Genomic DNA, 22251 nt, shown 5'->3' on the forward strand with positions numbered 1-22251 from the left:
TCATTCACGGTATTATTAATACGTAATATTCTGAGAGTAAATACATACAGTATGTTGGGCAATAAGCTACTAATAAAATTTGCTAAACCTTATCCAGGCTGGATTATTATCACAATAATCTTGGGGTTTTCTGGAGCTTTATTTAATGGAATAAGTACAGCACTAATTGTACCAGTGATTTTAAAAATCGTCGGACAAGAAGTGAATTTAACCAGCGCTCCTGGTATTCTCAAATTAATTATGTATCCCTTCGATCAGGTATCGGAAAGTTACAGATTACCGTTGATGGCAGGGGCAATTATATTTACAATTATTTTAAAAAATGCGGCAACTTATGCTAGCACGTTAGCATCTAGTACTTTAACGCGGATGCTAACATCAGATATGCGAGAAGCAGGAGTAAAGTTATTACTAGAAGTTGATATAGATTATTATGCCAAGATGAAAGTTGGTGATTTAATCAACCGTCTTGGTGGAGAAATTAATCGTGCGGCTAGTGCGATAGGGAATGCCGTTAAATTAGTTATTCTCGGAATGACAATTTTAGTTTTTATTGGCTTATTGTTATCAATTTCTTGGCAATTGACAATTGCAGCTACGTTTTTGCTATCTTTAGTAATGCTAATTAATCAGTATGCTATAGGTCGTTCCAAAAATTTTGGTCAGCAATTGTCAGAGATGTCTAAAGCTTATTCAATCAGTACACTAGAAACTCTGAGTGGAATTCGCTTAGTCAAGGCAACTGGTAATGAAGAGAAGGAATATCAAAGAATTAAAAAACTAATTCGCGATCGCGAAAAAGCAGAGTACCAATCCCAGGCTAATTCCGAGATAATCGCACCGGTTAGTGAGGTGATGGGAATTACGGCTTTACTGCTAATTGTCTTTTTAAGTCGCACCTTTTTTGCATCACAAATTGCGTCTCTTTCAGCGGTTATTTTTACATATTTATTAGTGCTTTTGCGGCTTTTGCCGTTAATTTCTCAGTTAAATACTGTCCGCAGTGCTTTTGCTAATACCACTAGCAGCGTAAATATGGTGACAGAGTTTTTACGACTCGATAATAAACCTTTAATGAGCAGGGGAAAGTTAGACTACACAAAATTACAGGAAGGAGTGCATTTCCATAACATTTCGTTTTCTTACCCCAATCAAGAGAAATTGGTGTTGAAAGATGTCGATTTATATTTACCCCGTGGCACTACTTTGGCTTTGGTAGGTGGTTCGGGTGCGGGTAAGTCAACCCTTGCAGACCTTTTACCAAGATTTTATGACCCGATATCTGGCAGTATTACCATTGACAAAACTGACCTGCGTGACTTTGATATTACGTCTTTACGAAAAGCGATGGGAATTGTTAGTCAAGATACGTTTCTATTCAATGATTCGGTGCGGAATAATATAGCCTACGGAAAACCGGAAGCTACGGAAGATGAAGTTATTGCCGCAGCGCAAAGGGCAAATGCTTATGAGTTTATCAGTAAATTGCCTCAGGGATTTGAAACGATGATTGGCGATCGCGGGGTAATGTTATCTGGTGGACAAAGACAAAGATTAGCGATCGCTCGTGCATTGGTGCAAAATCCGGAAATTCTCATTCTCGATGAAGCTACGAGCGCTTTAGATACTGTTTCTGAACGTTTGGTACAAGCTGCAATTGACGATCTCAGTCGCGATCGCACTACTTTGGTAATTGCACACCGACTTTCCACAGTCCAAAAAGCTCATCAAATTGCCGTATTAGATCAAGGACATGTTGTTGAGGTAGGAACTCATGAAGAACTGTTAAGCAAGAATGGCTACTATTCACGTTTGTACTCGATGCAATTTAGCGATCGCTCCCAAGTGAAGACCAAACCTCATCAAAGCTTGATCAGAATTTCTCATGAGATGCGATCGCGTCTTAACTCAATGATTGGTTTTTTGCGCTTAATACTTGATGATATGGTAGACAATCCCCAAGAGCGGCAGGAATTAATCGCAGAATCTTATAAATCTGCTTTTATAATTCTCAACGCTGTTGATGTTTTTGACGATATGCTCAACTTACATAATAGCTACCAATCAACATTAGTTAGTGAGCAAAATCATCATGATAATATTTTGAACAATATCTCTAATGAATTCCGTACTCATCTAAATCCGATGCTCTATTCTCTTCGTTCTCTAACTGATGATTTAATAGAACAAAAAAACGAAGAATATAAAGTTACCAAATCTGTCTACAATGACGCAGTACATCTACTTGGCACTCTCAAAGATTTTGAAACCAGTTATCAAAAGTAAATACATATTTACAGATTACCTAAAATAAATAATCATGCCAAATACTCATCAAAAAAATAAATACGTTTTTTATGCCAGAGAACTAAATATGCAGCCAAATACGGCACATCAAATTCATGATGTTCTTTGTGCAAATGCCGCAGCTAATTTAGGTTATTCCACAGTTTTGATTTATGGAAATAAGCACAAGGCTACTTTTAATCCTCTAGAATTAATTCGTCCTTCTCAACCCAAACAACCACATCAAGAATTCATCGATTTTTACAACGTTGATGAAGCTCTCAAAATTTTACCATTACCTCTGCCCTGGCCCATTGACCGCATAGCTAAAAGATGGTTCAATACTCAAGAAATAGTCTCAAAGTATTATTTTCCTAAACAAATCCAACCCCATGCTAAAATTGTTCATACACAAGATTGGCAATTTGTTAAACTCGCCATCAAGAATCAGATTCCTGTTATCTACGAACGCCATTATTTTCCAGACAAACAATTTGAGCCAGAAATTATTAATAGTCCATATTTTCAACTAGCAATAACTCAGTCTGAAATCATTAGACAAAGCTTGATAAAATATGGAATGCCGGAAAAAAAAGTTATCTGGCTGCACAATGGGTTTAATCAAGCATTTTTACAAAGACAACCGGAAGAAGCACAAGCATGGCGTCAAGAATTACTTGTCGATGGATGCAAGCATCTGGTTGTTTATTCTGGTGCTTTGTACCGCTTCAAAGGAATTGATGATTTAATTGATGCGGCAAAATATTTACCACAAATTCAGTTTGCTATTACAGGAGGAAAAGATTCCCAAGTCAAAGAATATCAAAAAATTGCTCAAGATAAAAATATCAATAATGTTAAATTCTTAGGCTGGATTCTCCCAAGAGAACGATTGGTTAGCTTGATGCAAGCTGCGGACGTTTTAGCGCATCCTCACTGTTCTGGTGAAGCTGCAAATTTTACGAATCCAGTGAAGTTTTTCCAATATATGGCTACTGGAACTCCCATTGCAGTGACAGAAATTCCACCTTTAATGGAATTCAAAAATACACCTTTAATAGCAGGTTGGTGTGAACCAGATAATCCGCAAAAATTTGCTGAATGTATCCAGCATATATTAGAAAAATATCCGAGAAAAGTACAAGGTTATACAGATAGTATAACTTTTGGTAAACAGTTTTCTTGGGAAGATAGAATCAAAAAAACTCTTAGCTATGTTGATACTTATATGCGTCCAGTGACACTGAATGAAGATTAAATTGCCAAAAAAAAGTAAGAAATAAATTTACGAAAGCATGATGAAAAAAAGTATAGGCATGATTACCAGCTACCAAGCTATTAACCAAAGTGATTGGCTTTGGCATCAAACACCTCATGCATTTGGTGAGTGGAAAAATATTCAAATACAAGCAAATAGCTCAAAACCAGATTTTCTATTGTTATACAACTTTTGCGACTTTGTTAAGCCTGTTGCCAAAAAAAGCTGGTTTAATAAGTTTAAAACACAGCCACACCAGAAAGAAAATATAACAAATATACTACGAGGAGTATCAAAAGAAAGAATAATTTCTTTAGTCAGAGAACCACCATTTACAGAGTTAAAATCAAAGCGAATTGCTGATTACGAAAACGCTTCTAAATACTGCGGTTATGTCTCTGGTCCCGATGATTTTGCACCAATACCTGAGTATATGCCTGCTATTTGGTATCATGCAAATTCGTTTAGAGAACTGAACGAAATGCCACCTCCAGAAAAGGTTCGTCCTTGCAGTTGGATTACATCGGGAATTGATCGCACGGCAAATCATCAGCAACGTCTTAATTTTTTAAAAATGTTGCGACAAAGCGGTTTAGTATTCGATTTATATGGACGAGATTTACCAAATTGGGCAGAGGGAAATGGCAAAGTTAATAATAAATGGCATTGCATGGCTCCCTATTATTACAACTTGGCAATAGAAAATTATGCTGACAATAATTGGTATGTGAGTGAGAAGCTTTGGGATTCTATTTTGGCTTGGTGTTTGCCAATTTATTACGGTGGTTCTGCCGCTGATAAATTATTGCCACCAGGAAGCTTTTTGAGACTACCAAGTATAGATGAAAAGGGTTTGGCATACATTCAGGAAGTAACGTCTACTCCTGATGCTTGGTACGCAGCGAAAGAAGCGATCGCTGAAGCTAGGCAGATTATTTTGCACAAATTAAATCTGCTGAATTGGTTAGATAACGCAGTTAACCAAATTACATAAATAAAATTTTAATTCAGGAAATTTCCATGACTAATGGTATCTATACAATCGGCAACGATGTAGTTTATAACCAACTCGTAGCTTTTCTTAATAGTGTTGAAGTCAATGTAGGTACAGATATTCCAGTATGTGTAATTGCCTATGACGACAACATTGAAAAAGTTAGTGCAGAAGTCGCTACTAGAAAAAATGTGACTCTGTTAAATGATGCCCAATTGTTTAAAAGTTGGGAAGATTTTTCTCTGCGAGTGTGGCAAACACATCCCACTGCTTTAAAAGTTTGGGAAGAACAAGGCATTAAAGGGGTGCGTCGAATTGGCATGAATCGTCGATACTGCGCTTTTGACAATAATAGTCTTTTTGATAAGTTTGCTTATTTTGATGCAGATATTTTAATCTTAAATTCTCTGCAATTAGTTTTTGAAAAATTGCAGGCTCATCCCCTAATTGTTTATGACTTTCAGTACAAAGATCCATCATTTATTTTCAATACTGAATCGGAAAAATTAGCAACTATTTTCAGCAAAGAACGCATAAGCTCAGATATTTTTTGCGCGGGTTTTTATGCCGGGACTAAGGGTTTATTTACCCCAGAAGAGCGGGATTACATAGTATCAAAATTAGAAAGTGGGGAAGCAGAAATTTTATTGATGAAAGCCCCAAATCAATCTGTTTTGAACTATATGGTCATGCGATGCAATATCCCAGTTTATAACTTATCTTTGCAATTACCTCCTAATGAAATAACTGGTTGTGCTGTTACTTCTGGGCACTTTGAGTTAAGAGATAACCTTTTGTACGACAAAGATAGCCAACTTACTTATCTGCATTATATTGGTTTGTCATCTAGTCTATTTGATAGAGTGTGCAATGGTGAAAATATTGATTTTCCCTATAGAGATATTTTCTTGCACTATCGCTATTTACATGAACCAGAAAAGCGACCAAAGTTTACAACTAAGCCAAGATATTACAATGCACCTCCTAGTTTAACTATGAGAGTTTTCAAAAAATTAGGATTAAAAACTTGAGGAATAAGAAATGAATCGCGGAATTTATATTGTTGCCAACGACCGGGTGATGGATAATGCGATCGCTTTAATTAACAGTATCCGATTTTATGACCAGGATACGCCAATTGTGATGATTCCATACAATGAAAATTATCAAGCGATCGCAAACATTATTAGCAATTTTACCAAAGTAAATATTTATGAAGACTTGGAATTTATTCAGAAGTTTTCTGACCAAGCTAATCAAATCTGTGGTGAAGATTTATTTGAACGACCGAATTTGCTTCGCAAGCTAATTTGCTGGTTTGGAATTTTCGACGAGTTTCTGTATATTGATACGGATATCATTGTTTTTGATAAAATAATTGATAATCTCAAATATCTAAAAGAATATGATTTTGTCTGTTATGACTATCAACACGTAAGTGGTATTTTTGAAGTCTTTAAACAACCAATATTAGAAAATCAACTTTTCTCATTTCATGAGGTCAAAGATGTTTTTAATAGCGGTTTTTGGGCTTCCAAAAAGCATGTGATTTCCGAAGAAGATGTTTGGAAAGCACTTAAGGAAGTTGCAGCGCATCCAGACTATTTTGATTTATCAACAGTCGATCAACCTATCATTAACTATCTCGTATTAAAGCATATAAAGCGCCGATTTAATATAGTTAATAGACCTGGTAAAGCACCTGGGAACTGGGCAGGTAGCCCTCATTTTCAAGCTCAAGGGTATATACTTATAGATTCTAAGTTGAATCAACCTCTACAGTTTCTTCACTGGGCAGGAATGCGAATTGAACCTGGTTGCCCTTATTGGGAAATTTGGGAGTATTACCGCAATCGAAATCCATCATTGCCACCACCAATTTTCCCAGTTAAGGTCAAAAAAAGTTCTTGGCAGCAAACTTTAAGTCAAATTAAAACTCTATTCCGCTTTCTTAAAAAGTAAGTTTTTCTGAAAAGCTAGATCCTCGATTTCTTAAAGGATACCGTTGATGAATCAGGGGTATTACCCCTCGCATAACGATTTTTAGTCATTCCAGACGATTGTAGAGACCTTCGGTTCGGAACGTCTCTACGAGGGTTTTTGGTAAAATGAGGGGTGTTAACCCCTATTCGCTCTTCTGCATCCTTAAAGAAGCCGGGGATCTGGATGCTGCGAATTTTCGGCATTGCTGAATTTTAATATGAAAATACTAATTCAACGCTCATAGACGTTCCAGCGGAACGTCTCTACAATAAGGGTTTTAATGTTACAATCAAACCCCAAAATTTAGAATTCATATTTGAAATCAGCAACGCTGAATTTTCACCTACTTATATCATGTCGGGTAGATTACATATGATGTAGAGACTACCAAGTGCTACGTCTCTTGGGGTTAGGATTTTTTTCTTAATGTCAATTAAACGGACATGATATTATCGATAATAAAAATCAAACTTACTCAAGGTAACAATTCTCAAACGCACTAAATTATATAAATGAGTAATGCTTTGACGGAGTTTAACTGCGACTTTTTCCATAAACGATCGCTTGGGGTATTCGAGCATTTTCTGTTGCTCAAAATATATGGACATCTCCTCTATCTTTGACTGTCCCTTTTGGATTCTGACTAATTCGGTTTTATCCTTAAAAAAGGAAATACCATCCATTTCACTTGATCTAACGTCTAAACCTGCCTTAGCAGCAGCTAAACCTATTGCGTTTCCTTCCCCATCATAAATTCCATTTAATTCAAAATAATTGCCGAGTGTCTCCCATTGTTTGAAAAATTCAAGTTCTTTTCCAGAGTCTTTTGTAATTGCAAATAAATACTCGTAAACAAATTTTACCTTTTCATTTTCTAGGTCTATATTTAGCTTTTGTGCAGCTTTTTTGGTGACTTTAAATTCTCTCTCCAATTTAGCACTAGCAGTCCCTGCAAGAACTTTGGCATACTTTTTGGGCATAATTTCACAAGTTCTTGCTGTTATTCCTACTTTTTTAATCCATTGCATATCTGCTGGCACTGGTGCTAGTATCCGCATATCTGCATCAATGAATATGCAGGAATTAAAGAGAGATAATGCTTTTGCGATCGCAAATCTTTTGTCATGATAAAACTTAACGTTCTGGGAGCGATGCTTAAAGGCTAAAATGTTGGGTTGTTTATTAAAGTCGCTGAGATTGTCTGTTAAAACTATAAAACAAGTTTTCGGTGAATATCTCTCTATATCTTGTGCTACTAACAAGGCAAGAGCGCGATATTTCTTACCAAATGCTATAGTGCAAAAGCAAAATTCTGGCTCTGCTTGATTCATTTTTTTTTAATTTACTACTTGAGATAGAAAAAACTTTCTGACAATTAAGTACAGCTACTAAATTCAGTAGTTTTACTTAAGATGTAGTTGAATAAATTAAACAATATTAAATAAAATATTTTTAAATTTTCGATTTAGAGTATTATCAAAATTCATCCAGAGTCGCAGAAAAAGACGTAGAATTTTTATAAAAAGCGATCGAACGCACTTGACATAATACAATAAATTTGGACACAGGATTTATGTGTCCAAATTTATATTCAAGGCATAGAATCTAAATCTAGAGATGCTGTTCCTTGACGTTCTATAAAAGCCAGCATACTTCCTAACTGCAACCAAACTAGCACGCTTGTTAAAAGAGAAACTGTTACACCAATTATATAAGCAAGGAACGGTGGAAAACCGAATATCTCAAAACCTGATGTAAGAAATAAACAAACACCACCAGCGATTCCGAGAAATGGGACAAATAATTTTTTTATCCAGAAACGAGAACCGAAATTTTCTGCACTCTTTAATTGCAATTTTTGCATAATTAACTTTAGGGTTCCAGATAAGGCTGCACCAGAGGTTAATGCAACAAATAAGCCTACAGCTAACAGAAAGTATGGTGGATGTAGAGGGTAATAATACATGAAAACTCCTGATTTATATGGTAATTAGGAATAGGGAGTAAGTGGGTGGTTTAGATTAAATATAAAACCTCACCCTCAATCCTTACGAGGGTAAGGAGAGGAAAGCGGTCGGCTCTTTGAGGTTTTATCTTATATTTAATTAAGCCTGCCTACTTCAGGAATATACTACTTTTGAGTACAGGCAATCTTTACCTTGCCTTCCCCATTCTCCACAGCGTGTGTTGTTACTGTTTTTTTCCAAAAGAAACAAGGGATGTAGCAGTTGGTAAAATAGCGGCTGCACTTTCTCTAGAAAATTCTGTCAAAATGCCGATCGCTACATTCAACAAACGATTCGGCTTTAAGTCATCTTTCACCAGATTCCACAGTCGTTGAACTTCTTCGGTGTGAAGACGGTCATCCTCAGTTAGAGCAAGCAGCAACTGTCTTTGGATAAACTTGCCTTCATCAGACAGTAAATATTGTAAACCTAATTGCGCTGTTGGTAATAAATCAAAGTTGTTATCAGTGCGAGCGATCGCAATTAAATTTTCTAATCGCTGCCACTGGAATTTTCCATCTTTGAATAACACATTTAATAAGCGTCGCTGTAATCCTGGAGAATCCCCTGTTAGCAACCTTCGTGCTACGTAAGGATAAGCTACCTCGACTATTTTAAAATTAGGATTGAGGCTTAAAGCAATACCTTCTTGCGTCACCAAAGAACGAATAATTAAGGCAAACTTCGCAGGAACGCGGAAAGGATATTCATACATCAATTCCGAAAATTCATCGGTAATTGTTTTGAAATTAAAATCCTTGACGTTTTTGCCAATTGCGTTTCCCAGCACCGCTTCTAATGCCGGCACAATCGGAGCAATATTCGTTTCTGGTGTGAGAAACCCTAAATTTACTAAGTCTTCGGCGAACTCATTATAATCTTTATTGACTACATGCACCAACGCATCTACAAGAGTTTCTTTGGTGGTTTCCTCTAGCTGATCCATCATGCCGAAGTCAATGTAAGCCATGCGACCATCAGGTATGGCAAACAAGTTACCCGGATGGGGGTCAGCATGAAAGAAACCATGTTCTAACAACTGTTGTAAACCTGAGGTGACACCAATTTGGATAATCGCTTCTGGGTCTAAACCGACACCGCGAATGTTTTTCGTATCTGTGAGTTTGAAGCCGTTAATCCATTCCAGGGTTAAAACGCAAGTGTTGGTGTAACTCCAATAAATAGCTGGTATTTTGACTTGCGGATGGTTGCGGAAGTTACTCGCAAATTTTTCCGCGTTGCGACCTTCATTGATGTAGTCGATTTCTTCAAATAACTTTGTGCCAAACTCGTCCACAATTAAACTTAAATCGTGACCGAGATTGAGTGGCAACCAAGGACTCAGCCAACCGGCTGCCCAGCGCATTAGATAAAGGTCGAGTGTAATTACTGGACGTAAGTTGGGTCGTTGCACTTTTACGGCTACTTCTTCGCCGCTGTAGAGACGACCACGGTATACTTGACCTAAGCTAGCCGCAGCGACTGGAGTTGGTGATAATTCGCTATAAATTTCTGCAACGCTTGCCTTGAGTTGAGTTTCGATAATCCCATAAGCGATCGCATTATCAAAAGGTGGCAACTGGTCTTGTAGCTTTACCAGTTCGTTTAAGAAATCTTTGCGTATTAAATCCGGTCTGGTCGAGAGAGCCTGACCTACTTTAATAAAAGTTGGACCCAAAGTCGTTAATATTTGTCGCAACTGGATGGCTCGTTTGAACTTGTTTCGTTCAACTTCTCCACGCCATTCATCCCACTTTAAACCAAGAATAAATCCTGCAAAAAACCAAACTACCTTTATTGCCCGTGCGATCGCTAGCCAGGGACGCAAGCTGTAGTAGCGAGCGATCGCATTTGGATTGTAGCTCATTAACTGAGCAAGTTGATACTGACCCACGCCGACCTTTGCCTCTTAAACCGATAATTTTACTGTTTTCTTTGCTTGTCTTGCCCAATCACAAGTTGGTTCAAAAGACAATATGTTTGTAGTTTTTATCTACAACTATCTACAACTATTAAACTTTTTACATTTCCGGGTAACTTTCAAGGCAATGTTAGCCTGGTCGGTTCCCCGTTTTTTTTATCTTTATTCTTAATTATACTTTATAAAAGTACAAAGACTTCTTGCAGAAAGTTTAAGAAAATAGGCTTTGTAAAGTTTTGTAAAGGTTAGGAAAGCTGGTAAAATATCTAATAGTGTTGCGGCTTGAGGTTAAAATACTTCCAAGCCTGTGGTTAAACCTAAATTCAAAGGCTTGGCGAGAAATCAAAGGTGCAAAGTGACATAAGACGTAAATAAAGTTTGTCTCTTTACCCCTTTGTTTATGCAATTACAGCAATTTTCGGGTAAATAGACCCTTATTGTAGAGACGTTACATGTAACGTCTCTACATAGGTTTTGTTTTTTGATGTGTGGTTCAAATAACTGCCTTAGGGAAGCTTAACGTAGTTATCGCGTTTTGGTTAGTTTGGGATTTGTGCGATCGCTGCCGTCTTTGACAGGAGCGATCGCACTTATAATTTTCTTATAATATCAACGTTAAATCCAACACAAATCCAGGTAAGATATCTTCACCTGATAAATAAGCAGGATTTTCTAAAGTTTCTACTTTTTTAAGAGGACGATAAATTTCGACTCGCTTGTTTTTGCGGTCAATTAACCAACCCAATGTTGCACCATTGTCAATATATTCTTGCATTTTATCCTGCAATTCTTTGAGAGAATCAGTACGCGATCGCAACTCAATTACAAAGTCAGGACAAATTGGAGCAAAACTTTCTTGTTGTTCTGGGGTTAAAGCATTCCACCGCTCAATTTTCACCCAAGAAGCATCGGGGGAACGTTTAGCACCATTGGGTAGGGTGAAACCAGTTGAAGAGTCAAAAACTTCGCCTAAATTATTCTGAGAATTCCAAATATCTAGTTGAGTGGTTATTTTAACATTACGTCTGCCAGTATCACTACCTGTAGGTGGCATAATTAATAATTCCCCTGATGCTGTGCATTCAAATCGATAATCGCGGTTGTTTTGGCACAGTTGGAAATATTGCTCATCAGTCAAATCGATATTCAATTTTAGTGTAGAAGGTAAGGCAATTTGCAGTGCTTCCATAAACTTACCTAAAGATTTGTGGATGGTGAATACTTTCTATTTTAATCTTATATATTAATGCGATCGCTCTGCCTGCCGTAGGCATCGCTTTACGACGTGATGGAAAACGCACACCACACAACTTGCAACAAAACGTAAGATACCAACACACACAGGCGTAAGTCCTATGGAATTACATAAATAATTATTGGCAAAAAGTCAATTTCCAGATATAGCATATAGTTTTTTTCTAAAAGCTTTGACCACTAAGCATAAGTTAGTGTATAGTCTCTTGTTAACTAAATACAGAGAAATTCTGTCTATGATTCGAGATTTAGAGCAGGTACGCCAAACACCAGCTTCCATCATAGGAAATTGAAACTTATGAGACAAGCTTGGCTACCATTTGCAAGTTATAATCTTTGGTCTTTATCAAATTCACGAGTGGGTCAAGAATTCTTGTTTTGTGATATGAACCGAGGCTTTAAGAAAGTTCGTCAGAAAGAACCTCAAGTTAAAGTTCTCTTGGAAGACAACAAACATCAGCGAATTGGTAAATTAGCACAAGCCGGGGTTTATGAATTTTATCAAGACCCCAAACTTTTGTCACAGTCTGATGGTGTGGAAAAAGTTGCAGCTATTTTGAAACTAAATCAAGAGCCAGAGGAAGTTCAAGAGCGAATCATTCGGATTCTGAAGAACTATTGTAAAGAACCTATTTTAGTTGGCAAACAAATTATTCAGTTGAGCAAAGGCGATGAGGGATTTCCTTCACCGATAATTATCCAAGAGGGTAGTTATTGTTTCAACCTATATGCACCAACTGATTGCACTTTTAAACAGCCAGATGGTACTATTCATATTTTAGATTTCAAGACAGGTAAATCAGACTTTGACCGACGACAGGCTTACGTTTACCTGTTAGCAGCTAGCTATCTCTATCCACAACAACCATCTGTTGCCTCATTCTACAACTTAGAAATTGGCTTAACATCTGACATAATTATAGCCACTTCAGAACAACTTAAATTCGTGCAGATAGAGCTACAAGATATAGCGAAACAGCATGAGTTGGAAAAAAAGCGTTACTGGGAAAATCCAGATGATTTTGCGACAATATTTCCCCCTAATCCTGGTACTTCCTGTAACTACTGCATATTTAGTTCAATTTGCAAATTTTCTGTGTGTGAGGTTTTGAGGTGATTGCGACTGCAACTGTAAGTGTTCATAAACCAGCAGCATTTTCAAGCGAAATTTTTCGTCTAAATTTTTCACATCTTAATATAATGTGCTTTCAATTGAGTCCTGATCTGGAACAGGAGGAAGGCATCCGCTTGAGCTTCCATCTTAGTCGTACCTTACCCCAAATTGTCGTTATTTGGGATAAGCCATATTTTTATGCTCTGGCAATTCCCAATTACCCTATCCGTCTTCTAGCTGAAGAGTGGCAAGATATCCTCGAACAGGTTGTTGAAGAAGGATTAACAGACTTTAGCGATCGCACTTGGCAATTTCAAGAAGTTCCACTTACTCGAACAGCACCAGCAAATGTTATTTCTCAACTGGCTTATCAGATATTAAAGACAGCTAAAACGTATCCCTTTTCGCCAAAAACTATTCCGTATAAAAATGGTGTGCAAGTAAGGCAAGAGCCAAGGTTTTGGGCAGAACCTATCGAAATCAACGAAGTTTTACAGCCTGGTATTACTTTAACAATTAAGAGCAAGTTTTTATCAATCAATAATTTGGCTGAGTTTTATTTAAATCATCTCGACAAGCAAAACCCAGAGAAGCTTTTAATTGGTCTGAATGTTCGTTCTCGTGATATAGAAGGTAACGGTATTATCACCCAGCTTATTAGGCAGCCTACCTTAGAACATAAGCAAAAACTTATTGGTCTGGCAAAGAGCGAAATTAGTAAGCAAGCTTTGCAAGATGTTTTATCTGACGAACTCTTAGTGGCTGTCAAGTTTGGCAAAAGTAAAAAGCTATATGAATATGGTATGACAGCTTTGCGTCCCTGTGTCACATCTGAAACAGCCAGCCGATTTGGGGTAGAGTGGGGAGAATTACTTAATCAAACTAAAATTCCTTACCAAAAACGGAAAGAACTTTTAGTTGACTACAAAAAAGAAGCAAATCAGGCTTTAGGTGCTTATGGATTTGAGCTAGGACTTAGCATCAACAGCGTTCAGAATCGAGAATTGTTTTGGCAACCTCCTGTTCCGATTGAAGATACACCCCTGCTATTTGGCAACGGCTTTATTGGCATTCAAAGCAAAATCCTCACAGGTCTTTCTAAAGGTGGTGTTTACCGCCGTCATTTTAAATATAGTGACGCATCCAGACCTATTCGGATTACTGTTTTGAACCTTTGTGATTTATCTTTAGATGTCTTTCAGAAAGAACTTAAGCAACGGTTAAAAAGCTATAAATTTGAGAGCCTATTTTTTAGCGACTCAATATCGCTAAAAAACTTAAGCGGAACTGAAGCAAGAGTCAAAGTGGAGAAAGCAGTCAATGAACTAATAGAGACTCCACCTGATGTAGTTTTGGCGTTTTTACCCCAGAGTGACCGTAATGCTGATGAGCAAGAGGGGGGTAGTCTTTATCATAAAATATACGACCTATTGCTCACTCGCCAGATAGCTAGCCAGATGATTTATGAGCATACCTTGAGAAATCCCAAAAATTACAAATATGTTCTCCATCAGGTGGTTCCAGGAATTCTCGCCAAGCTGGGTAATTTACCATTTGTCCTGGCTGAATCTTTATCTATTGCTGACTATTTCATTGGTTTGGATATTTCTAGAGAGTCTAAGGCAAAACTGTCTGGAACAGTTAATGCTTGTGCAAGTATTCGTCTTTATGGCAAGCAAGGAGAGTTTATTCGCTATCGGCTAGAAGATGCTTTGATTGAAGGTGAAGAAATTCCTAAACGAGTGCTAGAACGATTGTTACCAGCAAATGAGCTAGAAAGCAAAACTGTACTTATTTATCGTGATGGACGCTTTTGCGGTCAAGAAATAGCTAATCTACTACAATGGGCTGAAGCAATTGGCTGCAAACTTATATTAATAGAGTGTAAAAAATCTAATATTCCTCGACTATATAACGCGATCAATAAAGTCATAACTGCACCGGAAAAAGGTTTAGCGCTGCGTATTTCTTCTCGCGAAGCAGTTCTGGTAACAACTCAGGTAATTGAGAAGATGGGTCTTGCTCTTCCTTTACGCTTAACAGTTATTGTTGGAAACCACCGAGTTTTAATATCTCCTCCTATAGAACAAATAATTGAAACTACCTTGAAACTTACTTTGCTGCATTATGGTTCATTAAAAATGCCTCGCTTGCCAAAGCCAGTATATGGAGCGCATAAAATGGCAAAACTGCGATTAAGGGGTATTTATCCAAGCAGTAAGTTGGAAGGTGATTGCGAGTTTTGGCTGTAGTCGCGATCGCACTCCACAACCTTTTATCCCCAAGCGCTATATTAAAGCTAAATATTCCAACTTTCTACGCTGAGATTTCTAGAATGGAAGACACAATTAACACGATTGAAGAAAGTTGCGAAAACACAGAAGCGATCGCTCTTGCTAAAGCGATACAAATCCAAGATAAAATCAATCAACACCTCAAACAATTATCCTTAGAACGCTTACAAGTTGTCGCTGACTTTGTAGCTTACCTTGCAGATAAAGAGAGTGAGGAAGCAACTCAAGAACTTGAGAAAATTCCTGGGCTTCTGGAAAAAATCAAGAAGAATCGAGAAACAATTTCCAAGGCTAGCTTAGTAAATTGGAAAGCGATTCGCTCTGATGTATGAAGTAATCTTGTATCCTGATGCTCAACAGTTCTATGCTGAGGCTGACAAAGCGCTTGCGAAAAAGATTGCTAGATGCTTAGAACTGCTACAGCAAAATCCTCGCTTTCACCCAAACATTAAACCTCTCAAGGGAAACTATTCAGGTTACTACCGTTTTCGGGTTGGTGATTATCGGGTTATTTACTCAATTGATGATGAAACTATGCAAGTGTTGGTAGATACGATCGCTCACCGTAGCGAAGTTTACGATTCATAACTTCACCGCAAGCAGCGAATCGCTTCTAAAAGCCCCCGTGCTTTATTTAAGGTTTCTTCATACTCTTTTTCTGGCTGGGAATCAGCTACCATACCGGCGCCTGCTTGCACGGTGACTTTACCATCATGGACTACCATTGTCCGGATAGCGATCGCACTATTTAATTGTCCTTCAAAATCGTAATACCCATACACCCCAGAATATACACCCCGCCGACACGGTTCTAATTCGTGTATAATTTCCATTGCCCTAATTTTGGGTGCGCCACTGACTGTACCCGCTGGAAAGCAAGCCTTGAGTAAATCCCAGGCACTTTTACCCGACGCTAGTTTACCCACAACATTACTGACAATATGCATTACATGAGAGTATTTTTCTACCACCATTAATTCATCAACTCTCACACTACCACTTTCGCATACCCGCCCCAAATCGTTACGCCCTAAATCTACCAGCATGACGTGTTCGGCGATTTCCTTGGGGTCTTGTAGCAAATCTGCGGCTAAAGCTGCATCTTCCTGGGTTGTTTTCCCTCGTGGACGGGTTCCGGCAATTGGGCGGACTGTGGCGATTATATCATCTCCATCGCGTTCTGCTTTCACCATCACTTCTGGACTGGAACCGATAATTTGCCAATCATTGAAGTGAAAGTAAGACATGTAAGGGGAAGGATTAATTTGGCGCAGAGAACGATAAAGCGCGAAGGGGTCGCCAGTGTATTCTGTTGATAATCGCTGGGAAACAACTACTTGAAAAATGTCACCAGCTTTGATATAATCCTTTGCTTTTTCAACTTGGGCACAAAATTCATCTCGCGTGAAGTTGCTCGTATACTCCCCCACTCCCGCACTCTCCCTCTCCCCCACTCCTCTACCTGGCGGTGTCCATTCCAAGATAGTATTTTGGGGCGACAGAGGCAAAGATAACTTGTGAACCATCTGGGTGACGCGATCGCACGCCTGTTGATATGCTGCTTGTAAAGACGCAAAATTTTGGGTCTCTACATCACGTAAATCAGCATAAGCAACTGCCCAAATTTTCCGCTTCACCTGATCGAAAATCAACAGGTGGTCTATCTGCATCCATAACCCATCCGGAATATTACGCTCATCTTGGGCATGAATTGGCACGCGCGGCTCAATCCAATTAATTAATTCATAGCCCCAAAATCCGAACAAACCGCCAATTCCCGGTGGTAATTGCGGTAACTTTACTGGATGAAAAGGTTCCAGACATTTACTTAAAGCTGCAAATGGATCGCCTTCAAAAACAATTTGCGAACCATCTCTGTGGGTTTGAGTGGTGTTATTTCCCCTTGCTGCCAAAATCCATAAAGGATCGCAACCCAGTAAACTATAACGTCCCAGTTTTTCGCCACCTTCTACCGACTCCAACAAAAAGCTATAAGGCTGACCCGCGCATACTTTATACCAAGCAGATACGGGCGTATCCAGGTCTGCTACCCATTCCTGATACACTGGGACAAAATTACCTTGTTTAGCTTGCTCTTGAAATTCGGCAAAATCGGGAAAAATCATAAAAAGCTTAGGTATTTAAAATTGGCGATTAGACATCTGGTAAAAATTATTACGCCACCCCGCGCGAAACCCTTGTAAAGACGTTCCATTGGAACGTCTCTACGTTTTTTATGGAGATGTCTGTTAGGGATTGGGAATTGACGATCAAGCATCGATAATAATTCATTTACCTAGTCCCCAGTCCCCAGTCCCCAGTCCCTATTCCCTATACATCGGAAGGAAATTTACCGCTAAACTTAAGTTTAGCTGCACTGGGGTTGCTGCCGATGTTGCGTGGGACATAACCCACTTTCTCACGACCTTGATTTACCTTTTCAGGGAAGACACCATCAGCCGGGTGGAGATACTGAGTTTCGCCGGTGGGATAAATCCGGTAGATTTTGTAGTCTGTGATTTTGAATTTCCGGAGTTGACCGCCTAGAGCGATACCGTATTCTTTACGAGCCAAGTAAAGCAGGTTTTCGCCTTGGTTCATGATAGCAGAGCCGCCTGTAGGCATTTCAAACACTTGTTCTTTGGGGCTAGTCCAGGTGATAGCGTACTTTTCTTCTTCGTATGCTTTTGAAAGCAGACCGCCAGTGCTGCCACCGAATATGGGAGTTTGTCCAGTTAGTGTTTCTGCCATAAAAAATTGTCTCTCAACGTTTTTAGGGCATCGTAACACTGCGACCTGGGTCATGTTGCGATCGCGTTATAGACTGTAACAGTTCTTTGTTAATTGTTGGGCATTGGGCAAAGGGGAATGGGGAAAGGGGAAGAAAAATATAATACGTATATTTAAATAACTCTTTATTTCCATGCCTTTACCCTTTACCCTTTACCCTTTTCCCCTCTTAAAAAAGCCCTATGCCCCATGCCCCATTTTCAACTCCTCACTTTTTTGACTGACAATGGGGATGGTAAAGTGAAACTGACTGCCTTTGTCTTTGCCAGTTGAGGAAGCCCAAATTTCTCCACCCCAACCATTGACAATTTGACGACATATTGCTAGTCCTAAACCAGTGCCGCCAGTTGTACGTCGCAACGCTCCCTCTTCTTGATAAAAGCGGTCAAAAACTACTTCTAATCGATTCGGTTCAATACCACGTCCAGTATCAGCCACAGTCACTTCAAGCATTTGATCGCTATTGCGAGTCGCCTTAATGGTGATTTCTCCTTGGGGAGGTGTAAATTTACAAGCGTTATCGACGATTTTTGCTAGTACCTCTACTAACCAATCGCCATCCGCTCTGATCAAAGGTAAATTTTGGGCAATTTTACTCTTGATTTTTGGCTGCTTTTCTGTATTCGGGCGAGTGCGAAAGCGGCTGATTGCTAATTCCACGCACTCTTCTATGGTCAAAGATTCTGGATGCCATTCTACCCGACCACTTTCTAAATTAGAAAGTGTTAAGAAATCTTGCACCAGTTTCCGCATTCGTTCGGAGTCAGTTAGAGCGGTACTCAGCATCACTTGTTGCAATTCTAGAGGCATATCCGGTTCGCTGGCGAGGCTTTCCAGGCACACCTGAATAGTGGATAGAGGGGTGCGGAGTTCGTGCCCGGTGATGGCTATGAGGTTGCTGCGGGTGCGGTCGAGGGCTTCAAGTTGTTGGTTGAGGTCTTCTAGGTTAGCATAAGCTTCAGCTTGGATCAGAGCCGAGCCAACTTGGGTAGCGATCGCTTTGACTAAATCCAATTCTCCAGCTTGCCACTGATGGGGAGGCAAACTGCAATAATGCAACTCGACTATGCCCAACAATCGTCCTTGAAATAATACTGGTTCCATCAGCATTGAACGAATCGCAAATTTTTTGGTGATTAAAGAAAGTTCGCTATCACTGTTAATGCGATCGTCACCTACAGTATTGACAACACTGATACCCTCACTTTGTTGTACGATCGCCCCAAATAAAGGATTATTTCGTAAATGCCAAGTTTGCCCGACAACAGATAAAACACCAGGACTCAAAAACTCGTGTTCTATTTTCGCGCTTGCATCTGTAGCTTGAGCGCGGTAAATTAAACACCTCGAAGCTTTTAGATGTTCTCCTAGTTCTTGGACTGCGACTTGGAGAACTTCGTGAGGATTAAGCGATCGCCTAATTGCGGTGGTAATCGAGTTAATCAAGCGCTCTTTGCGTGCTTGAGCGGCAATTGAACGATAAGCTTTGTGCAATTTATACTGGCTTGCTTGTAAGTAAGTCACCAAACGCTGCACAAACGGGTCAGTGTCAATGTCACAAAAATCTAAAGGTATTTCTTCTACTTTTGAGTAGCTGGACAGCAAATCCTGAGTCACCCCTCTGTTACCCCGATGCACCCCAATACCAAATCTCTGGCTGACCTGCTCAACTTTGTCTACCAATTCTGGTCTGTAAACGATAATTCTGTCTAATAGCAACTCGGCTGCTTTTATACTTACTTCTCGCTCACTAGTCCAAATCCCCTCAAATCTTCGCGCTGTCTCCATATCCAAACCGATGTTTAATTCTGGCATCTGCTTATTTTTAGTCACAGAACCTTGGCTTTCTCGGCAGACCAAGCAAGTTGCATAGTTTTGGGCAATCACCACCAAATGCCATTCGTGACTTAAGCCATCTTCTTGCTCAAAGGCGATTTTTTCGTAGTATTCCGAACTATTAGTGAAATCCGTTTCCGGTGCAGCTAACACGTATACTTGATTGCTGCGATCGGCAAGTCGCTGATATCGATGAGCTTCTTGGCGGTAAAATCTTTCTCGTTGGAAGCTCGCAATGACCAAGGGATGGTCTAAAGTTGCCGCCAAAACCTGATCTTCCATCGCATGGGAGAGCGCTGTTAGAGAAGCTTTGAAATATAGCTGGGGTCGCACGTGAGGTAGCGTCTGTAGCAGATCGCTCAACACAGAAGTCGAAATGCTCATGAATGTCTTTAACGAAGCCCAAGTTGGACAATATCGACGTCACAGCTGCATTGTACAAATTACAACGGACTTTCAAGTTAAGTAGATAGTTGCAATATGTAAAGAATCCTGAATATATTTTTCAGCTTTCCCAAAAGCGCACCGCTACCATATCACTTAAACCGAACGTATAGGAGTTTCTTTACAAAATTCAAAGTCTTTCGTTCCTAGTATATTTATCCTCAAGAATCAAATACACCACAACGAACAATGTTCTGACGTTACATGTAACGTCTCTAACCTCCATGTATTGCAGGCAATTCCCGAAATATAAATTCGATTCTCCATCAGGCAGAACCAAAGAAGAAGCAGTTAGATTACATAATCGACAACTTAGATTAAAAAGCTTTTCTCAGTATCATGCAACCAATTTGTATAAATATTTATCCAAAAATAATACAAAACTTAACCAACTATTTTCTTGTCGGCAATGTTGATATTTGTCACACATGAGTACATATTTTGAATGAGTAGCTTTGGTGTGCAATTACCTTTTTTCCACACAAAAGCTATTAAATAAAAGGTTTTATGCTTTTCTAAATATTTTAATTTGATTGTTGTAAATCTACCTTTAAATGTATCACTATTTACATTGCACTTAATATTTTTACCACTCAATTACGGATATTCTATTAGTATTTATTGCACGTAATTATTCAGCGTCTTGCTAAATATAGCAATTTCAGGTAATATGCTTTAGTCAATAAAAATCAATATTTTTCAAGCAATGTAGCACAAGTAAAATCTCTGCCTTTTACTCACAGCAATTAATGCAATTACAACTGAGTAAAATCGGCTTAAATATTGGATTGGCAAAACAAGCCTTGGTGAAGGGAGAATGATGGCATATTAAATAAAAAAGCCGAAAAAATCATTCTCCAATGCCTTAATTAAAAGCAGATACAAATTACGTGATTTTCCACCATCAGGGCTTTCAACACTAAACAAACATACATGGCATAGGATCTGAATTTTCCAGAAACAATTAGTTTCTTGCATTCAAATTTATTCAGACCATATGCTGAAATTTAACGGCTCAGGTGAGACATGAGAATTGCCCAAATTTCTCCTTTATGGGAGCGTGTTCCTCCCTTTCGCTACGGCGGTACAGAACTAATTGTGAAGCTAGTCACAGATGAATTAGTTCGGCGCGGTCATGAAGTTACTTTATTTGCCTCTGGTGACTCAATTACTACAGCAAAGATCCGCTCAGTTCATCCCCAAGCTTTGCGGCTCGACCCCAAAATTAAAGAGCCATCAATTTACGAGCAAATGATGCTTGCCGAAGTTTATCAACAAGCCGATCATTTCGACATTATTCACTCCCATGTAGGCTATAGCGCCCTTAGTTATTGCAGTTTTGTGAAAACGCCCACCGTTCATACAATGCATGGCATTTTCACACCTGATAACGAAAAAATATTCCAAAAATTTTCTTGGCAACCTTTAATCAGTATAAGCGAGGCACAACGAGAAAATAGCTTAGGTTTAAACTACATCCATACCGTCTACAACGGCATTGACACTGCGGTTTATTCGTTTTATCCCGAACCAACACAACCTGCATATCTTGCCTTTGTCGGACGAATATCTCCCGAAAAAGGACCAGTCCAAGCGATTAAAATAGCGCGTGCGGTTGGTTTACCTTTGAAAATGGCTGGCAAAATTGACGTTGTAGACAAAGATTTTTATACTCAACTTGTCGAACCGCTAATTGATGGGGAACAGATTCAGTACTTAGGTGAAATTTCCCACGAAGACAAAGTTAAACTTCTTGGTGGAGCGACAATCACTTTATTCCCAATTAATTGGAGAGAGCCTTTTGGTTTAGTAATGATTGAGTCAATGGCAACTGGTACACCTGTAATTGGTATGGGGTTAGGTTCAGTACCAGAAGTAATTGCTGACGGCAAAACTGGTTTTGTTTGTCACTCTCTCGAACAAATGATTGAAGTTCTGCCAGATGCGATGAAAATAGACCGGTATACTTGTCGGGAGTATGTTGTTAGCCGCTTTAGCGTCGAGTCTATGACCGATGAGTATGAAAGGGCTTACGCGATGGTGCTTTGAACGGGAGCGGGGTGTGGGGGAG

Annotated in this window: 17 protein-coding genes; 10 read left to right on the forward strand and 7 right to left on the reverse strand. The window is 39.0% G+C overall.

The genetic code is table 11. The features are described 5' to 3' along the window. The first annotated feature begins 51 nt into the window (after window positions 1-51). The 5 genes from OGM63_RS08475 to OGM63_RS08495 are packed head-to-tail and all read left to right on the forward strand — an operon-like array spanning window position 52 to window position 6500. Window positions 52-2286 (forward strand): ABC transporter ATP-binding protein, encoded by a 2235-nt coding sequence (locus OGM63_RS08475; protein WP_263745076.1) that lies wholly within the window; start codon window positions 52-54, stop codon window positions 2284-2286. Window positions 2287-2320: 34 nt separating this feature from the next. Beyond that, on the forward strand, window positions 2321-3544 hold the full coding sequence (locus OGM63_RS08480) for a glycosyltransferase (RefSeq protein ID WP_263745077.1): 1224 nt from the start codon (window positions 2321-2323) through the stop codon (window positions 3542-3544). A 37-nt stretch (window positions 3545-3581) separates the two neighbouring features. Further along, the gene (locus OGM63_RS08485) at window positions 3582-4538 is read left to right on the forward strand and encodes a glycosyltransferase family 10 domain-containing protein (RefSeq protein WP_263745078.1); all 957 of its coding nucleotides are present in this window, start codon (window positions 3582-3584) and stop codon (window positions 4536-4538) included. A gap of 26 nt (window positions 4539-4564) precedes the next feature. Further along, window positions 4565-5569 carry an Npun_R2821/Npun_R2822 family protein gene (locus OGM63_RS08490; RefSeq protein ID WP_263745079.1) on the forward strand — a complete coding sequence of 335 codons (1005 nt, stop codon included), beginning with the start codon at window positions 4565-4567 and terminating at the stop codon, window positions 5567-5569. 10 nt (window positions 5570-5579) lie between these two features. Beyond that, window positions 5580-6500: an Npun_R2821/Npun_R2822 family protein gene (locus OGM63_RS08495; RefSeq protein WP_263745080.1), complete on the forward strand. Its 921-nt coding sequence runs from the start codon at window positions 5580-5582 to the stop codon at window positions 6498-6500. A 470-nt stretch (window positions 6501-6970) separates the two neighbouring features. Here OGM63_RS08495 and OGM63_RS08500 read toward each other — a convergent pair whose 3' ends face one another. The 4 genes from OGM63_RS08500 to OGM63_RS08515 form a co-directional block, all read right to left on the reverse strand. Next, complete coding sequence (locus OGM63_RS08500; protein WP_263745082.1) at window positions 6971-7852, reverse strand: hypothetical protein; 882 nt, start codon at window positions 7850-7852, stop codon at window positions 6971-6973. 260 nt (window positions 7853-8112) lie between these two features. After that, complete coding sequence (locus tag OGM63_RS08505; protein WP_263745083.1) at window positions 8113-8487, reverse strand: hypothetical protein; 375 nt, start codon at window positions 8485-8487, stop codon at window positions 8113-8115. A 224-nt stretch (window positions 8488-8711) separates the two neighbouring features. Beyond that, window positions 8712-10421: an ABC1 kinase family protein gene (locus OGM63_RS08510; RefSeq protein ID WP_375340469.1), complete on the reverse strand. Its 1710-nt coding sequence runs from the start codon at window positions 10419-10421 to the stop codon at window positions 8712-8714. A 628-nt stretch (window positions 10422-11049) separates the two neighbouring features. Continuing rightward, on the reverse strand, window positions 11050-11637 hold the full coding sequence (locus OGM63_RS08515; protein ID WP_263745084.1) for a Uma2 family endonuclease: 588 nt from the start codon (window positions 11635-11637) through the stop codon (window positions 11050-11052). Window positions 11638-12000: 363 nt separating this feature from the next. Between OGM63_RS08515 and OGM63_RS08520 the strand changes: the two genes are divergently transcribed. The 4 genes from OGM63_RS08520 (at window position 12001) to OGM63_RS08535 (ending at window position 15698) form a co-directional block, all read left to right on the forward strand. Next, window positions 12001-12819 carry a PD-(D/E)XK nuclease family protein gene (locus OGM63_RS08520; RefSeq protein WP_263745085.1) on the forward strand — a complete coding sequence of 273 codons (819 nt, stop codon included), beginning with the start codon at window positions 12001-12003 and terminating at the stop codon, window positions 12817-12819. Window positions 12820-12914: 95 nt separating this feature from the next. Beyond that, window positions 12915-15068: a Piwi domain-containing protein gene (locus tag OGM63_RS08525; protein WP_263745086.1), complete on the forward strand. Its 2154-nt coding sequence runs from the start codon at window positions 12915-12917 to the stop codon at window positions 15066-15068. 83 nt (window positions 15069-15151) lie between these two features. Beyond that, the gene (locus OGM63_RS08530) at window positions 15152-15442 is read left to right on the forward strand and encodes a hypothetical protein (RefSeq protein WP_263745087.1); all 291 of its coding nucleotides are present in this window, start codon (window positions 15152-15154) and stop codon (window positions 15440-15442) included. Then, window positions 15435-15698 carry a type II toxin-antitoxin system RelE family toxin gene (locus OGM63_RS08535; RefSeq protein ID WP_263745088.1) on the forward strand — a complete coding sequence of 88 codons (264 nt, stop codon included), beginning with the start codon at window positions 15435-15437 and terminating at the stop codon, window positions 15696-15698. The genes OGM63_RS08530 and OGM63_RS08535 overlap by 8 nt, the downstream gene beginning before the upstream one ends. Before the next feature lie 2 nt (window positions 15699-15700). Here OGM63_RS08535 and trpE read toward each other — a convergent pair whose 3' ends face one another. The 3 genes from trpE to OGM63_RS08550 form a co-directional block, all read right to left on the reverse strand. After that, window positions 15701-17236, reverse strand: a complete 1536-nt coding sequence (gene trpE / locus OGM63_RS08540; RefSeq protein ID WP_263745089.1) for an anthranilate synthase component I — start codon at window positions 17234-17236, stop codon at window positions 15701-15703. 205 nt (window positions 17237-17441) lie between these two features. Further along, window positions 17442-17861: a photosystem I reaction center subunit II PsaD gene (locus OGM63_RS08545; RefSeq protein ID WP_263745090.1), complete on the reverse strand. Its 420-nt coding sequence runs from the start codon at window positions 17859-17861 to the stop codon at window positions 17442-17444. A 219-nt stretch (window positions 17862-18080) separates the two neighbouring features. Next, entirely contained in the window at window positions 18081-20120 is a 2040-nt protein-coding gene (locus OGM63_RS08550; protein ID WP_263745091.1) for a DICT sensory domain-containing protein, read from the reverse strand. 1086 nt (window positions 20121-21206) lie between these two features. Between OGM63_RS08550 and OGM63_RS08555 the strand changes: the two genes are divergently transcribed. Beyond that, window positions 21207-22229 (forward strand): glycosyltransferase family 4 protein, encoded by a 1023-nt coding sequence (locus tag OGM63_RS08555; protein WP_263745092.1) that lies wholly within the window; start codon window positions 21207-21209, stop codon window positions 22227-22229. The last annotated feature ends 22 nt before the right edge of the window (window positions 22230-22251 follow it).

It is taken from the genome of Plectonema radiosum NIES-515 (assembly GCF_025753815.1).
GTDB classification, from domain to species: Bacteria; Cyanobacteriota; Cyanobacteriia; order Cyanobacteriales; family Nostocaceae; genus Hassallia; species Hassallia radiosum_A.

Coding starts and splice junctions, on each gene's coding strand:
- OGM63_RS08475 (WP_263745076.1), top strand. CDS start 52: ATGTTGGGCAATAAGCTACTAATAAAATTTGCTAAACCTTATCCAGGC.
- OGM63_RS08480 (WP_263745077.1), top strand. CDS start 2,321: ATGCCAAATACTCATCAAAAAAATAAATACGTTTTTTATGCCAGAGAA.
- OGM63_RS08485 (WP_263745078.1), top strand. CDS start 3,582: ATGATGAAAAAAAGTATAGGCATGATTACCAGCTACCAAGCTATTAAC.
- OGM63_RS08490 (WP_263745079.1), top strand. CDS start 4,565: ATGACTAATGGTATCTATACAATCGGCAACGATGTAGTTTATAACCAA.
- OGM63_RS08495 (WP_263745080.1), top strand. CDS start 5,580: ATGAATCGCGGAATTTATATTGTTGCCAACGACCGGGTGATGGATAAT.
- OGM63_RS08500 (WP_263745082.1), bottom strand. CDS start 7,852: ATGAATCAAGCAGAGCCAGAATTTTGCTTTTGCACTATAGCATTTGGT.
- OGM63_RS08505 (WP_263745083.1), bottom strand. CDS start 8,487: ATGTATTATTACCCTCTACATCCACCATACTTTCTGTTAGCTGTAGGC.
- OGM63_RS08515 (WP_263745084.1), bottom strand. CDS start 11,637: ATGGAAGCACTGCAAATTGCCTTACCTTCTACACTAAAATTGAATATC.
- OGM63_RS08520 (WP_263745085.1), top strand. CDS start 12,001: ATGAGACAAGCTTGGCTACCATTTGCAAGTTATAATCTTTGGTCTTTA.
- OGM63_RS08530 (WP_263745087.1), top strand. CDS start 15,152: ATGGAAGACACAATTAACACGATTGAAGAAAGTTGCGAAAACACAGAA.
- OGM63_RS08535 (WP_263745088.1), top strand. CDS start 15,435: ATGTATGAAGTAATCTTGTATCCTGATGCTCAACAGTTCTATGCTGAG.
- trpE (WP_263745089.1), bottom strand. CDS start 17,236: ATGATTTTTCCCGATTTTGCCGAATTTCAAGAGCAAGCTAAACAAGGT.
- OGM63_RS08545 (WP_263745090.1), bottom strand. CDS start 17,861: ATGGCAGAAACACTAACTGGACAAACTCCCATATTCGGTGGCAGCACT.
- OGM63_RS08550 (WP_263745091.1), bottom strand. CDS start 20,120: ATGAGCATTTCGACTTCTGTGTTGAGCGATCTGCTACAGACGCTACCT.
- OGM63_RS08555 (WP_263745092.1), top strand. CDS start 21,207: ATGAGAATTGCCCAAATTTCTCCTTTATGGGAGCGTGTTCCTCCCTTT.